Source organism: Micromonospora sp. NPDC049679 (assembly GCF_040659735.1).
Classification (GTDB): Bacteria; Actinomycetota; Actinomycetes; order Mycobacteriales; family Micromonosporaceae; genus Micromonospora_I.
Genome location: NZ_JBFANZ010000008.1, coordinates 1 through 13,984 on the forward strand (window position 1 = coordinate 1; position 13,984 = coordinate 13,984).

At 71.5% G+C, this 13,984-nt stretch carries 13 protein-coding genes; 11 read left to right on the forward strand and 2 right to left on the reverse strand.

The window, feature by feature from the left end:
* Positions 1-13 precede the first annotated feature (13 nt).
* Both AB0J06_RS07465 and dapB read left to right on the forward strand, forming a co-directional pair.
* Positions 14-1,330 carry a pitrilysin family protein gene (locus tag AB0J06_RS07465; protein ID WP_357425974.1) on the forward strand — a complete coding sequence of 439 codons (1,317 nt, stop codon included), beginning with the start codon at positions 14-16 and terminating at the stop codon, positions 1,328-1,330.
* 224 nt (positions 1,331-1,554) lie between these two features.
* Positions 1,555-2,313 carry a 4-hydroxy-tetrahydrodipicolinate reductase gene (gene dapB, locus AB0J06_RS07470; protein ID WP_357425715.1) on the forward strand — a complete coding sequence of 253 codons (759 nt, stop codon included), beginning with the start codon at positions 1,555-1,557 and terminating at the stop codon, positions 2,311-2,313.
* 262 nt (positions 2,314-2,575) lie between these two features.
* Here dapB and AB0J06_RS07475 read toward each other — a convergent pair whose 3' ends face one another.
* Positions 2,576-3,145, reverse strand: coding sequence for a GNAT family N-acetyltransferase (locus AB0J06_RS07475; protein ID WP_357425717.1), 570 nt, complete (start codon positions 3,143-3,145; stop codon positions 2,576-2,578).
* A 34-nt stretch (positions 3,146-3,179) separates the two neighbouring features.
* Between AB0J06_RS07475 and AB0J06_RS07480 the strand changes: the two genes are divergently transcribed.
* The gene (locus AB0J06_RS07480) at positions 3,180-4,517 is read left to right on the forward strand and encodes a glycosyltransferase family 87 protein (RefSeq protein ID WP_357425719.1); all 1,338 of its coding nucleotides are present in this window, start codon (positions 3,180-3,182) and stop codon (positions 4,515-4,517) included.
* On the opposite strand, the gene AB0J06_RS07485 is transcribed toward AB0J06_RS07480, so the two are convergent.
* The gene (locus AB0J06_RS07485) at positions 4,443-5,072 is read right to left on the reverse strand and encodes a GNAT family N-acetyltransferase (protein WP_357425721.1); all 630 of its coding nucleotides are present in this window, start codon (positions 5,070-5,072) and stop codon (positions 4,443-4,445) included. The two genes, AB0J06_RS07480 and AB0J06_RS07485, sit on opposite strands and share 75 nt — an antisense overlap.
* Here AB0J06_RS07485 and AB0J06_RS07490 point away from each other — a divergent pair.
* From AB0J06_RS07490 to AB0J06_RS07525, 8 genes are all read left to right on the forward strand, one after another.
* Positions 5,071-6,315 (forward strand): crosslink repair DNA glycosylase YcaQ family protein, encoded by a 1,245-nt coding sequence (locus AB0J06_RS07490; protein ID WP_357425723.1) that lies wholly within the window; start codon positions 5,071-5,073, stop codon positions 6,313-6,315. The genes AB0J06_RS07485 and AB0J06_RS07490 overlap by 2 nt on opposite strands.
* Positions 6,316-6,345: 30 nt before the next feature.
* Positions 6,346-6,939, forward strand: a complete 594-nt coding sequence (locus tag AB0J06_RS07495; RefSeq protein ID WP_357425725.1) for a DUF2752 domain-containing protein — start codon at positions 6,346-6,348, stop codon at positions 6,937-6,939.
* 107 nt (positions 6,940-7,046) lie between these two features.
* Positions 7,047-7,790 (forward strand): FAD-dependent thymidylate synthase, encoded by a 744-nt coding sequence (thyX, locus tag AB0J06_RS07500; RefSeq protein ID WP_357425976.1) that lies wholly within the window; start codon positions 7,047-7,049, stop codon positions 7,788-7,790.
* Positions 7,791-8,045: 255 nt separating this feature from the next.
* Positions 8,046-8,972 (forward strand): 4-hydroxy-tetrahydrodipicolinate synthase, encoded by a 927-nt coding sequence (dapA, locus tag AB0J06_RS07505; RefSeq protein WP_357425727.1) that lies wholly within the window; start codon positions 8,046-8,048, stop codon positions 8,970-8,972.
* On the forward strand, positions 8,969-10,657 hold the full coding sequence (locus AB0J06_RS07510) for a ribonuclease J (protein WP_357425729.1): 1,689 nt from the start codon (positions 8,969-8,971) through the stop codon (positions 10,655-10,657). The genes dapA and AB0J06_RS07510 overlap by 4 nt, the downstream gene beginning before the upstream one ends.
* Before the next feature lie 322 nt (positions 10,658-10,979).
* Entirely contained in the window at positions 10,980-11,894 is a 915-nt protein-coding gene (locus AB0J06_RS07515) for a helix-turn-helix transcriptional regulator (RefSeq protein ID WP_357425731.1), read from the forward strand.
* A gap of 76 nt (positions 11,895-11,970) precedes the next feature.
* Positions 11,971-12,168 carry a DUF397 domain-containing protein gene (locus AB0J06_RS07520; RefSeq protein WP_357425733.1) on the forward strand — a complete coding sequence of 66 codons (198 nt, stop codon included), beginning with the start codon at positions 11,971-11,973 and terminating at the stop codon, positions 12,166-12,168.
* Positions 12,169-12,309: 141 nt separating this feature from the next.
* On the forward strand, positions 12,310-13,920 hold the full coding sequence (locus AB0J06_RS07525) for a S1 family peptidase (RefSeq protein WP_357425735.1): 1,611 nt from the start codon (positions 12,310-12,312) through the stop codon (positions 13,918-13,920).
* The last annotated feature ends 64 nt before the right edge of the window (positions 13,921-13,984 follow it).

Genomic DNA, 13,984 nt, shown 5'->3' on the forward strand with positions numbered 1-13,984 from the left:
CAACTCGCGGGTCATCACGACCTCCGACGAGCTGCTGCATCGGACAGTGGCCGCCGATTCGCTCGGCGGCACTGTCCGGCGGACCGTGCTCCCCAACGGGCTGCGGATCCTCACCGAGGCGATCCCGACGATGCGCAGCGTCTCGTTCGGGGTCTGGGTCGCGGTCGGCTCGCGGGACGAGACGCCGGCCCAGTCCGGTGTCTCGCACTTCCTCGAGCACCTTCTCTTCAAGGGCACGCGCAAGCGGACCGCGCTGCAGATCTCGTCCGAGATCGAGGCGGTTGGTGGTGAAACCAACGCCTTCACCACCAAGGAATACACCTGCTACTACGCGCGGGTGCTCGACGAGGACCTACCGCTCGCCGTCGATGTGGTCTGCGACCTGGTCGCCGACTCGGTGCTCGACGCGGCCGACGTCGAGACCGAGCGGGGCGTGATCCTCGAAGAGATCGCCATGCACGACGACGAGCCCGGCGACGAGGTGCACGACCTCTTCGCCCGTGCCGTCTACGGCGAGCATCCGCTGGGCCGGCTCATCTCCGGCACCGAGCAGACCGTCTCCGCGATGACCCGCCGGCAGATCCAGGGCTTCTACCGGCGCCGTTACACCGCCCCCGCCATGGTGATCGCCGCGGCCGGGAACCTCGACCACGGCGAGGTCGTCAAGCAGGTGCGGCGGGCGCTGCAGGGCAGCCCGCTGGAGAGCGGAACAGCGGAGCCGGCGCCGCACCGTCCGGCCGGGGCCACCGTACGCACGGGGACCCGCACGGCCGTGCAGCACAAGGAGACCGAGCAGGCGCACGTCGTGCTCGGCTGCCCCGGCATCGGCCGCCTCGACGAGCGGCGGTTCGCCCTGGGCGTGCTCAACAACGTACTCGGCGGCGGCATGTCCAGTCGGCTCTTCCAGGAGATCCGCGAACGGCGTGGCCTCGCATACTCGGTCTACTCCTACTCCAGCCAGTACGCCGACAGCGGCCTCTTCGGCGTCTACGCGGGCTGCGCGCCGGGCAAGGTCGACGAGGTGCTCACGCTGATCCGGGCGGAGCTGGCCGAGGTCGCCGCGCACGGGATCACCGAAGCCGAGCTGGCGCGCGGCAAGGGCATGGCGAAGGGCTCGTACGTGCTCGGCCTGGAGGACACGGGCTCGCGGATGAGCCGGCTCGCCAAGGGGGAGTTCCTCTTCGGGGATCTGCTCTCCGTCGACGAGCTGCTGTCCCGGGTCGACGCGGTCACGGCCGACGAGGTCAACACGCTCGCGGCCGAGTTGCTGACCCGGCCGATGTCGCTCGCCGTGGTCGGCCCGTTCGACGAAGGCGACTTTGCGGGCTAGGTCCTGTCCTGCCGATCTTCTAACGGGCTGCGCCGGGCCCGGACGACGCCCGGCGCCGTCCTCGGACCCCCGGAAACAACACCGGTATCCAGGCGTCTGCGGCCACCACCGGATCGCCGCCTGGACTCCGTCCCGCTCCCGCAAGATCGGCAGGACAGGACCTACGCGCCGATTCGCCAGCGTGCCCTGCGTCGCCGTGCCGGCGGTGGGATAGGTTGTGCCCCGTGACTGACGAGCGTGATCCGATCCGGGTCGGTGTGCTGGGCGCCCGCGGCCGTATGGGGATCGAGGTGTGCCGGGCGGTCGACGCCGCGGCGGATCTCGAACTCGTGGCCATGGTCGATCAAGGTGACTGGTTGTTCAACGCCTCGGACGCCGGCGCGGAGGTCGTCGTTGACTTCACCAACCCGGATGTCGTGATGGACAACCTGCACTGGTGCATCGACCAGGGCATCAATGTCGTGGTCGGCACCAGCGGCTTCACCGAGCAGCGGCTCGACCGGGTGCGGAGCTGGTTGGCCCATAAGCCCGACGTCGGCGTGGTGATCGCGCCGAACTTCGGCATCGGCGCCGTGCTGATGATGCAGTTCGCCGCCCGCGCCGCCCGCTACTTCGAGTCGGCGGAGATCATCGAGCAGCACCATCCGAAGAAGCTGGACGCGCCGAGCGGCACGGCCACCCACACCGCCCGGCTGATCGCCGAGGCGCGCGCCACCGCCGGCCTCGGCGCCATGCCCGACGCGACGACCGACGAGCGGCCGGGCGCGCGCGGCGCGGACATCGACGGCGTACGCGTGCACGCGGTGCGCGCCGTCGGTCTGGTCGCGCACCAGGAGGTGCTATTCGGCACGACCGGCGAGACGCTGACCATCCGGCACGACTCGTACGACCGGGCCTCCTTCATGCCCGGGGTCCTGCTGGCCGTGCGCTCGGTGCTGAAGCGTCCCGGCCTGACCATCGGCCTCGACGCCCTGATCGACTGAGAGTTCGCCGGGCAGCGTGTCGGTCCGCGCCGTGCCGGCCGGGCCGACCGGACACCGACGGTCGCGCCGTCGCTCCGCAGCCCGCTCACGCTGACCGCGCCGAGCGGGCGGTGATGGGGCTCAGCAGCGGGCGTCCGCCCGGGCACGTCGGGGTCGAGCCCGACCGCCACGCGCACGATGGCGAGCGCGGCCGCGGCCGACCGGACCTGCGGGTGTCACCTTCCAGCCCCGGGTCGGCCCGACTACCAGGGATGATCCTGGATCACGGGGTGGGCGTCACAGAGACGTGCAGGCGGATCTGGGGGACCAACATGTCGTCCACGTCCAGCGCGCGTGCCGCCCCGTCCGGCTCCCACCCCGTCGAGGTGAGGAACGACCGCGTCGCCGGGTCCCCGTCGTACGCCCAGGCCACCGCCGTCGCGAAGCCGTCCTCGCGCCACAGGTCGACGCTCGCCGCGAGCAGCCGGCTGCCGTGTCCGCGCCGCCCCCACCGGGGCTCGACGAGCAGATCCGTGACCGCGACGACATCGTCGCCGATCGCCTCCGCGGGCTCCTCCGGCGCGAGCGCCTGCTCGTCGGCCGGCCCGGACGCGGCGAAACCCACCACGTACGATTGTTCGGCCTGCTCAATGGCGACCAGCACACGGTGCCGGGCGGACGGCGGTGTATCGATCGCGGCGCTCCACTGCCGCGTCAACCACGCCTCGTCCAGCCGGTCGAGCACATGCTTCGGCAGCAGCCGGCGATACGCCACCCGCCAGGTTTCCAACTGGACGCGGGCGATTTCGCCCGCATCCTCTGACCGGGCTGGACGGACAAATCCGAGCGACATGACTGGTCAGCGTACGGACTCAAGGGGGATGGCGATGTCGCAGGGGGCTGTCGGGCGGGCGCGTGCCCAAACCGGCCGGCAGGTCGTCATCGTCATCGTGCTCGCGCTCGCGGTCGGCGTCGCCCTTGCGGTGCTCGCCAGGCGCAACTACTTCTTCGATCTCCGCGTCTACTACGGCGCCCTCAACTACTGGGCGCGCGACGGCGGCGAGATCTACGACTATCTCAAGCCCTTCACCCCGTACGGCTTCACCTACCCGCCCTTCGCGGCGCTCGCGATGCTGCCGATGGCGCTCGTTCCACTCGGGCTCGCGCAGGTGATCAGCGTGACGCTCGCCGTGACGACGACCGGGCTGGTGCTGTGGTGGCTGGTCGACCCGATCGCGCGGCGACAGGGCTGGACGCGGTGGTTCGCCTTCGCGGTCGTCGCCTGCCTGGCCGCCGCCTTCGAGCCGTTGCGCGAGACGGTCAGCTTCGGCCAGGTCAACACCCTGCTGCTCTTCCTCGTGGCGGTCGATCTGCTGTGGTTCGTCCGCCGGGGCAGCCGGTGGGGTGGCGTGTGGATCGGCCTGGCGACCGCGATCAAGCTCACCCCCGGCATCTTCATCGTCTACCTGCTGGTGACCCGCCGCTGGCGGGCCGCGATGACCGCGATCGCCGCCTCGACCGTCGTCACGCTGTTCGCCGCCGCGGTGGCGCCCGACGCCAGCCGCGAGTTCTGGACCTCGGCGCTGCTCAACACGAACCGGGTCGGCTCACTGGCGTTCGTGTCGAACCAGTCGCTGCAGGGCATGCTCGACCGGCTCCACCTTCCGCACCTGTCCAGCGCGCTCTGGCCGCTGCTCGTCCTCGCCGTGCTCGTGGTCTGGGTGTGGCGGTTGCGGGCCGTGCCCCGCGCAATCGTGTCGGCGGTGGCGCGGCGGGTCCCGGCGCTGCGCCCGGCGACGGCCCGTCCGGTCGACGACGTCACCGGGCTGGCGCTCACCGGCCTCGTCGGTGTCCTGGTCAGCCCGGTCACCTGGGTGCATCACCTGGTCTTCCTGGTGCCGGCGCTGCTGCTGCTCGTCGACCACGCCTTCGCCGCTCCGGCGGGCAGCCGCCGGCGCCGCCGGCTGCTGGCCTTCGCGATCATCTCGTACGCCGTCCTGTCCAGCGGCATCGTCTGGATCTGGGAGCACAACGACAAGGGTGTGTTGGGTTTTGTGGGCAGCAGCGCCTACGTGTGGGTCACGCTCGCCCTGCTGATCGCCCTGCCGCTGCGGGAACGACCGCTGTCGGACGAACGCGGCGGTCGGTCGTCAGCCGGGCCCGAGCCGGCGCACGTAGCGCAGCTCGGTGAGGGTGACCGGCAGCCGTCCGGCCGCCCGCTGTAACTCGAAGGCGGAGCGCTCCCCGTCCGGCACCAGCCCGGCCCGCTCGTAGAACCGGCGCCCGCGGGTGTTCTCCTCGAGGACCCAGAGGCGCAACTCCGGCCAGTCGTGTCCGGCGGTCTCGGCCAGCACGGCCCCCATCAGGGCCCGCCCGACTCCGGTGCCCCACCGCGTCGGGTCGACGTACATGCTCAGGATCTCGCCGTACCGGGGGTCGAGGTCGTCGGCGTCCTGGCCGTTCCGGTACGGGCCGGCGGTGGCGAACCCGACCATGGTCCCGCCCTCCTCGGCGACGAGCGTGACGAACGGGTGATCGGGCTCGGCGGTGCCGACGTCGCGGCGGCGTTGTGCCCAGGCGGCGACGTTGAGCCGGGCCAGCACCTCGCCGGGCATGATGCCGGCGTACGCCGCCTGCCAGGTTCGTACGTGCACGTCGGCGACGGCCGCGGCGTCCTCGGGCCGTTCCCGGCGGATGATGAGCATCTGACCGTTGTATCCGCCCATGGCCGGCCGGTCCAGCGTGACGCGTCGTACCTGTGGGTTAGCCTGCTCGGCCATGACGGTTCCCGAGTCGTTGTCGCTGTCGCAGGCCCGCCGCATCGCGCTGGCCGCGCAGGGCTTTACCGACCCGCCGCCCGGCGGTGTGCCCGACCTGCGTCATCTGCGCCGGGTCCTGGGCCGGGTCGGCCTGCTCCAGATGGACTCGGTCAACGTGCTGCAACGCGCCCACTACCTGCCGCTGTACAGCCGGCTCGGGCCCTATCCGACGGCGCTGCTGGACCGGGCGGCCTACGGTCGCCCGCGTGAGCTGTTCGAATACTGGGGACACGAGGCGTCGCTGATCCCGGTGGCGCTGCAGCCGGCGCTGCGCTGGCGGATGGCGGCGGCGCACACGCACGCCTGGGGTGGCATGCGGCGCATCGCCGTCGAGCAGCCGGAGCTCGTGGCCTGGGTGCTCGACGAGGTACGCGCGAAGGGGCCGCTCACCGCGGCGGAGATCGAGCACGACGCGCCGCGCGAGACCGGCAACTGGGGGTGGAACTGGTCGGCGGTGAAGCGGGCGCTGGAGTTCCTGTTCTGGGCCGGCGAGGTGACCGCGGCGTCCCGCAACAGCGCCTTCGCGCGCGTCTACGATCTGCCCGAGCGGGTGTTGCCGCCGGCGGTGCTCGCCGCGCCCACGCCCGAGCCGGCCGACGCCTACCGGCGGCTCGTCGAGGTCGCCGCGCGTGCGCTCGGGGTGGCCGCCGAGCCGGAGCTGCGCGACTACTTCCGGCTGCCGCTGCGCGCCGCGCGGACCGCGATCGCGGAGCTGGTCGAGGCCGGCGCGCTGGGACCGGTGCGGGTGCAGGGCTGGCGGCAGCCGGCCTTTCTGCACGCCGACGCCCGGCTGCCCCGATGGGTCCGGGCCAACACCCTGGTCAGCCCCTTCGACCCGCTGATCTGGGAGCGGGCCCGCACGGAGCGGCTGTTCGGCTTCGCCTACCGGATCGAGATCTACGTGCCCGCGCCGCAGCGGGTGCACGGCTACTACGTGCTGCCGTTCCTGCAGGGCGACCGGTTCACCGCCCGGGTCGATCTGAAGGCCGACCGGAAGGCCGGGGTGCTGCGGGTGCCGGCGGCGTGGGGCGAGCCCGACGCGGCGCCCGCCGAGACGGTCCCCGCGCTCGCCGCCGAACTGCGCCGGCTCGCCGGGTGGCTGGGGCTGGCCGAGGTGGCCGGGCCGCTCGCCGGCGACCTCGCCGGCCCGCTCGCCGCCGCGCTCGCCGCCCCGGGGACCTGCGGCGGGTCCGGTGTACGGTGAGACGAGTCCCACGGACGAGGTGGAGTCGTGATGACGAGCGTGGTTGACCCGGCGGGGGAGCCGGCCACCCCCGAGTTGGCCGGCTCGACGGCCGTCGGCGGGGCGGACCCGCAGATCCCGTCCGGCGGTGCGCCGGGCGATGGGGCGGATTCCTACCCGCCCTACGTGATGCCCGAGCCGGACCGCCTGACCCGCTTCGTCAACCGCTGGTCCGCCCGGGCGCCCCGCTGGCTGGCGCCGGTCGCGGCGCTGGGCTGTATCGCCGGCGCGGTCGGCTACACGACGCTCGTCGACCCGACCGACAGCACCGCCGACGCGGCCCCGACCTGCCTGCTCAAGCTCACCACCGGGCTCGACTGCCCGGGATGCGGCGGCACGCGGGCGTTCTGGTACGTGCTCCACGGCGATCTGCCGGCGGCTGCCCGGCACCACATCCTCTTCGTTTTCGCGCTGCCGTTCCTGCTCTACCTCTACGTCGCCTGGGCGGGCGAGCGGATGTTCCGCTGGCGCCTGCCGCAGTTGCGGATCACACCCGCCGTGGTCGGTGTCTTCCTCGCCGCCTGGTTGGCCTTCTCCGTGCTGCGCAACCTGCCCTGGGCGCCCTTCGCCTGGCTCTACGTCTGACCTGGTCGATGCCGCGGGCCGGTGGCTCACCGTGACCCGCTCGACACGCGGCTCGCCCGTCTTTCGCCCGTCGAATCGGGGCCACTACAGTCCGAGGAATGCCGGACATGGTGGCCCCCCAGGTCAAACTCATTGGTTGGACGCAATTCGAGGCGCCCACGGACGTGCCGTGGTCGACGGACGCCGATGGCGGGGAGGCGCTGGCGGAGTTCGCCGGCCGCGCCTGCTACCAGTCGTGGCGCAAGCCCAACCCGGCGACCGCGACCAACGCCGGTTACCTGGCGCACATCCTCGAGGTCGGCCACCTGTCGGTGCTGGAGCACGGCAGCGTGACGTTCTACTTCACCGGGGTGTCGCGCTCGTTCACCCACGAGCTGATCCGGCACCGGCACTTCTCCTATTCGCAGCTCTCCCAGCGCTACGTCCCGGAGCGCGACGCGGCGATGGTCGAGCCCTCGGTGATCGCCGAGGACCCGGAGCTGCACAAGAAGTTCGTCGAGGCGACCGAGGCGAGCGTGCGGGCCTACAACGAGTTGCTCGAAGGGCTCGAGCAGAAGTTCGCCGACGTGGAGAACGCCACCCTGCGCCGTAAGCAGGCCCGTCAGGCGGCTCGCGCGGTGCTCCCCAACGCCACCGAGACCCGCATCGTGGTGACCGGTAACTACCGCGCGTGGCGGCACTTCCTCGCGATGCGCGCCACCGAGCACGCCGACGTCGAGATCCGCGAACTGGCCATCGAGTGCCTGCGTCAGCTGCAGGGGGTAGCGCCGAACGTCTTCGCCGACTTCGTTATCACCACGCTGCCCGACGGCACCGAGGTGGCGGCCAGCCCGCACGCTGAGCGCGCCTAGCGCGGAGCCGGCCGGCCCGACCCCGGCCGCAACATCCCCGGTGATCAGGGAGTACGTCCGGCGTGTTGTCGGCGTGCCGTTCATGGCGCTCCCTGATCACGGGGATCTTCGCCGCCCACAGCCGCCGCCGATGTTCGCCGGACGTCGTGCGTCGGTGCCTCTGTCCCGGGCGGTCGCGGCGCTCGCCGGACCCCACCCGATCGACTGCGCGAGGAGCGTCGGAAACCGGCTGGGCGCGTCCGATAAGTTGTGTGCATGACGCACGACCACCTTGCCCCTACCGGCCTCAGAGCCGGTGGACGGCCCTTCGGGCGGCTCATCACCGCCATGATCACCCCGTTCGCCGCCGATGGATCGCTCGACGTGGATGGGGCGGCCCGGCTCGCCACCTATCTCGTGGATGAGCAGTGCCACGACGGTCTGGTGGTCAACGGCACCACCGGGGAGTCCCCGACCACCACCGACGCCGAGAAGGACGCGGTGCTGCGGGCGGTGCTGGAGGCGGTCGGCGACCGGGCCTCGGTGATCGCGGGTGTCGGCACCAACGACACCCAGCACACGATCGAGCTCGCGCAGGCGGCGGCGAAGGCCGGCGCGCACGGGCTGCTGGTGGTGACCCCTTACTACAACAAGCCCCCGCAGAGCGGCCTGCTGCGCCACTTCACCATGGTCGCCGACGCGACCGACGTGCCCGTGATGCTCTACGACATTCCGGGCCGCAGCGGCACACCGATCGCCAGTGACACCATCTGCCGCCTCGCCGAGCACGACCGGATCGTCGCGGTGAAGGACGCCAAGGGCGATCTCGCCGCCTCCGCCTCGGTCATCGCCCGCACGGATCTGGCCTACTACTCGGGAGACGACCTGCTCACCCTGCCCCTGCTCGCGGTCGGCGCCGTCGGTGTGGTCGGCGTGCCGACCCACCTGTTCGGCGCGCCCACCAAAGACATGATCGAGGCGTACGGGCGCGGCGACGTCGCGGGCGCTCTCGCCCTGCACCAGCAGTTGCTCCCCGCGTACCAGGGCTTCTTCCGGACCCAGGGCGTGATCATGACCAAGGCGGCGCTGCGCCTGGCTGGCCTGCCGGCCGGGCCCGTGCGCCCGCCGCTGGTCGACGCCACCGATGAGCAGATCGCGCAGCTGCGCGCGGACTGCGCCGCCTCTGGACGGGAGCTCGCATGAGCCAGGCCCACGTTGAGCTCGAACTGCCGCCGCCGCTGCCCGAGGGGGGCCTACGGGTCATCCCGCTCGGCGGGCTCGGCGCGATCGGCCGCAACATGACCGTGTTCGAATACGGCGGCAAGCTGCTGATCGTCGACTGCGGGGTGCTCTTCCCCGATGTCGAGCAGCCCGGCGTCGACCTGATCCTGCCGGACTTCACCGCGATCCTGGATCGGCTCGCCGACGTGCAGGCGATCGTGCTCACCCATGGTCACGAGGACCACATCGGCGCGGTCCCCTACCTGCTCGCCCACAAGCCGGACATCCCGCTCGTCGGGTCGCAGTTCACCCTCGCGCTGGTCGAGGCGAAGCTCGCCGAGCGACGCATCGAGCCCTACACGCTGACCGTACGGGAGGGCGGGCGCGAGCGGCTCGGACCGTTCGAGTGCGAGTTCTTCGCCGTCAACCACTCCATCCCGGACGCCATGGCGGTGGCGATCCGGACCCCGGCCGGTCTGGTCCTGCACACCGGCGACTTCAAGATGGACCAGTTGCCGCTCGACGGTCGGATCACCGACCTCGCCGGCTTCGCGCGGCTCGGCGCCGAGGGCGTCGACCTGCTCCTCTCCGACTCGACCAACGCGGAGATCCCCGGCTTCGTCACGCCCGAGCGGGAGATCGGGCCGGTGCTCGACGCGATCTTCGCCAAGGCGAAGGGCCGGATCATCGTGGCGTCGTTCGCCTCGCACGTGCACCGCGTGCAGCAGGTGCTCGACTCGGCCAACGAGCATGGCCGCAAGGTGGCGCTGATCGGGCGGTCCATGGTCCGCAACATGGGTATCGCCCGTGACCTCGGGTTGCTGCACATCCCGCCCGGCCTGGTGGTCGGGCTCGACGAGGCGACCACGCTGCCGCCCGATCAGATCGTGTTGATGTCCACCGGGTCGCAGGGCGAGCCGATGAGCGCCCTGGGCCGGATGGCCACGGGCGACCACCGGCACATCACGATCGAGCCCGGCGACACGGTCGTGCTCGCCAGCTCGCTGGTGCCGGGTAACGAGACGTCGGTGTACCGGGTGATCAACCAGCTCTCCCGCGCCGGTGCGACGGTGATCCACAAGGACGTGGCGAAGGTGCACGTCTCCGGTCACGCCCCCGCCGGCGAGCTGCTCTACCTGCTCAACACCGTGCGACCGAGCAACCTGATGCCGGTGCACGGCGAGTGGCGGCACCTGCGCGCACACGCGCGGCTCGGCATCGAGTCCGGCGTCGAGGCCGATCGGGTGGTGCTCTGCGAGGACGGCGACGTGGTGGACCTGGTCGAGGGGCGCGCACAGCTCGTCGGCCACGTGAAGAGCCGCTACGTCTACGTGGACGGCCTCGCCGTCGGCGACGTGGGGGAGTCGCTCCTCACCGAGCGGCGCATGCTCGGCGACGGCGGCTTCATCGCGGCCACCGTGGTGGTCGACTCCGTCACGGGCAAGGTCGTCGGCGGTCCCACCGTGTCCGCGAAGGGCTTTTCGGAGGACCCCGAGGCGTTCAACGCGGTCATCCCGCTCATCACGGAGGCGCTGGGGCGGGCGGCCGCCGACGGCATCACCGATCCGCACCAGTTGCAGCAGGTCGTGCGTCGGATCGTGGGCCGTTGGGTGAACGACGCCTACCGCCGCCGCCCGATGATCGTCCCCACCGTGGTCGAGGTCTGACCGTCCGGCCCTTTTCGCCGTCGATCAAGGGCTTATTCGCATGGTTCGATCTCCATTCATGTGAATAAGCCCTTGATCGACGCGGAAGTCCTTGATCGGCGGGGGTGCGGGGGCGACGACGGGTCGACACGCGGTCACGGGGTGTAGCTTCCCCGTCCCGCCTCGCGCATACTGGGATGACGTCCATCAATAGTGTTCGTGGCGAGCGGAAAGCGTTGGCGGCCCGCCCGTTGAGCACGGAGCCGCATCAATTCCATCGTGGCTCACCAACCGCTCCGCCGGTTCAGCGACGGCGGCACAGTCTCCCCGCGGTGAGGCGCCAGTGGGATTCGAACATGGCCCCGGTGAATCGCCGGCGGTGGCCCGCCGACGAGTTCGGCTCGCGCTGCGCAGCGCCCGCGAGGCGGGTGGCCTGACGCGCGGGCAGGTGGCCGAGGCGCTCGACTGGTCGATATCAAAGGTCAACCGGATCGAAAAGGGCGACGTCACCGTCTCGACGACCGACCTGCGCGCGCTGCTGGAGCTCTGCGGCGTCACCGATCCCGAACACGTCCGCCAGTTGCTGGCCGACGCCCGCGCCTCGCGTCGCCGCGGCTGGTGGGACGAGCCGAGCTACCGGGAGCATCTGACGCCGGCGCTCATGCAGATGCTGCAGTTCGAGAGCGAAGCGACGGTCATCCGGCACTTCCACCCGACGCTGATCGCCGGGCTGCTGCAGACCCGGGCCTACGCCGAGTTCATCATGAATTTCTGGATCGCCGAGATGCCGGCGGCCGACCGGGCCGCACGGCTCGAGGCGCGGATGCGCCGCCCGGTCCAGGTCTTCGACCAGCCCGATCCCCCGCGCTACCTGTTCGTGCTCGACGAGTCCGTGCTCTCGCGGCTGGTGGGCGGCCCCCGCGTGATGGCCGAGCAGCTGCGTCACCTGCTCCACCTGATCGAAAAGCCGCAGATCACCGTACGGGTCGTCCCGCTCGCGGACGCGGCGCTCACCGGAATGCTGGGGCCGTTCACGATCTTCGACCTCGGCGACGAGGAGAACGCGGTGCTCTACCGGGAGACCATCCTCCTGGACGAGATCATGCACACCGGGGAGGCGATCCACCGCCATCGGGGCTATTTCGACCAGATGTGGGAGACGGCGCTCGGCGAGGAGGACTCGGCCCGCCTGATCGAAGCACGGGTGGAGGCCCTGCTGACCGGCTCGGGGCGAGTGTCCCGTGCGGACGCGCCGTAGGTGGCGTGTCGCCCGTGCCCCCGCGACGTTAACGGAGTCGGAACACCACGGGGGAATCGGAAGGAAACATCTGCCCATGTCTCGGTTGTCGGTTGATTGGCGCAGGAGTCGGCGCTGCGATTCGAACACCTGCGTGGAGGTCGCGTCCGCGGGCGCCGCCGTCGCCATGCGTGATGGCAAGGATCCCGACGGAGTGATCCTGGTCTTTTCGCGCGACGATTGGGCGGCGTTTGTCGCGGGGCTGCGGGCCGGTGATTTCGACGCTGACCGATGAGGTTCTACGCGTCACGGCCACGACCGGTTCAACCTGCCGCTTGTGAGATTGTCCATCGCCGATCCGTTCATCCATTGACGCTCTTCACCCGTACCCCGCCACGGCGCCGACCGGCGTCGGATCGGCGGAAGGAGATACGGGATGGAGCGCAGACGAGCCATCGCGGGTGCGGTGATGCTGGTGACCGTGGGAGCCGCAGCGGCGATCACGCTCCCGGCGATCGCCGACGACGGGCCCGGGCGTAACCGACGGCCCGGAGCGAGCGCGGCCGGGGCGCCGGATCCCGAGTTGGTCGCCGCCCTCCGCCGTGACCTGCGGCTCACCACCGATCAGGCGCGGCAGCGGCTGAGCAAGGAGGAATGGGCGGGACGGACCGCGCAGCAGCTCCGCGGCGATCTCGGCGGCGGGTTCGGGGGGACGTGGCTCACCGCGGACGGCCGCCAACTGGTGGTCGCGGTGACGGACCCGGCGATGGCCCAGAAGGTACGCGCCACCGGCGCCGAGCCGAAGATGGTCACCCGCAGCGAGCGGCAACTGGACACGGTGAAGCAGAACCTCGACCGCAACGCCGCCGGCGCCACCCCGGACATGCCCGGCTGGTACGTCGACGTCGCCAGCAACAGCGTCGTCGTGCTCGCCCAGCCCGGCACCGAAGCGGCGGCGCGGCGGTTCGTGACCGCCAGCGGTGTGCCGGCGAGCTCGGTGCGCGTGGTCGCATCGACCCAGGTGCCGCTGCCGCTCTTCGACGTCCGCGGTGGCGACCCGTACTTCATCAACCGCAGCGCGCGCTGCTCGATCGGCTTCTCCGTCGTCGGCGGGTTCGTCACCGCGGGACATTGTGGACAGACTGGTAGCCCCACGACCGGTTTCAATCAGGCGGCCCAGGGCACGTTCAGCGCGTCGTCCTTCCCCGGCGATGACTGGGGCGTGGTCCGGGTGAACGGGGAGTGGAACCCGCGTCCCGTCGTCAACGACTTCAACGGCGGCGAGGTGAGCGTGGCCGGCGCCCAGGAGGCCCCGATCGGCGCCTCGGTCTGCCGTTCCGGCTCCACCACGGGCACCCGCTGCGGGGTCATCCAGGCCAAGAACGTGACGGTGAACTACCCGGAGGGGGCGGTCTCCGGGCTGACCCAGACGAACGTGTGCGCCGAGGGTGGCGACTCCGGTGGCTCGTGGCTGTCGGGCAACCAGGCGCAGGGCGTCACGTCCGGCGGCTCGGGCAACTGCACGGTCGGCGGCACGACGTTCTTCCAGCCGCTCGCCGAGATCCTCGCGGTCAACAACCTCACCCTGGTGACAACGGGCTCCGGCGCGCCGCAGCCGAGCGCTCCGGCCGTGACCGCCCCGCCGGCGACCGTCCCGCCGACCACGGCCCCGCCCGCGGCCCCGGAACCCACCGCGACGCCGACCAGCGTCCCGCCGACCTCGGCCCCGCCGGCCGCATGTGACAAGCAGCAGGCGGTCCGGAGCGGCACGCTCGGGCGGACCGGCAGCGTCCAGGTGCAGCCGAACGGCCGCTACTTCCGGGCCAGCGCCGGCGAGCACAGCGCGTGCCTGTCGGCTCCGGCCGGCGTCGACTTCGACCTCGTGCTGCAGCGGTGGACCGGCAGCGCCTGGCGCACGGTCGCGCAGGCGACCGGGCCGGCCGCGGGCGAACAGCTCACCCACTCCGGCAGCGCCGGCTTCTACCGCTACCAGGTCCGGTCCGAGCGCGGCGCCGGCCGCTACACCGTCGGCTTCTCGGTCCGCTGACAGGACCGTCTGACAGGGCCGGTCATCGCGTCGCCGCCAGCTCGGGAGCGGCCACGCGGTGACC

What these genes read in the sequence shown, in the direction of transcription:
- thyX (WP_357425976.1), top strand. Translation starts at nt 7,047, where the DNA reads ATGGTGGCCCCCCAGGTCAAACTCATTGGTTGGACGCAATTCGAGGCG.
- AB0J06_RS07485 (WP_357425721.1), bottom strand. Translation starts at nt 5,072, where the DNA reads ATGGCCGAGCAGGCTAACCCACAGGTACGACGCGTCACGCTGGACCGG.
- AB0J06_RS07490 (WP_357425723.1), top strand. Translation starts at nt 5,071, where the DNA reads ATGACGGTTCCCGAGTCGTTGTCGCTGTCGCAGGCCCGCCGCATCGCG.
- AB0J06_RS07480 (WP_357425719.1), top strand. Translation starts at nt 3,180, where the DNA reads ATGTCGCAGGGGGCTGTCGGGCGGGCGCGTGCCCAAACCGGCCGGCAG.
- AB0J06_RS07495 (WP_357425725.1), top strand. Translation starts at nt 6,346, where the DNA reads ATGACGAGCGTGGTTGACCCGGCGGGGGAGCCGGCCACCCCCGAGTTG.
- dapA (WP_357425727.1), top strand. Translation starts at nt 8,046, where the DNA reads ATGACGCACGACCACCTTGCCCCTACCGGCCTCAGAGCCGGTGGACGG.
- AB0J06_RS07525 (WP_357425735.1), top strand. Translation starts at nt 12,310, where the DNA reads ATGGAGCGCAGACGAGCCATCGCGGGTGCGGTGATGCTGGTGACCGTG.
- AB0J06_RS07510 (WP_357425729.1), top strand. Translation starts at nt 8,969, where the DNA reads ATGAGCCAGGCCCACGTTGAGCTCGAACTGCCGCCGCCGCTGCCCGAG.
- AB0J06_RS07475 (WP_357425717.1), bottom strand. Translation starts at nt 3,145, where the DNA reads ATGTCGCTCGGATTTGTCCGTCCAGCCCGGTCAGAGGATGCGGGCGAA.
- AB0J06_RS07520 (WP_357425733.1), top strand. Translation starts at nt 11,971, where the DNA reads ATGTCTCGGTTGTCGGTTGATTGGCGCAGGAGTCGGCGCTGCGATTCG.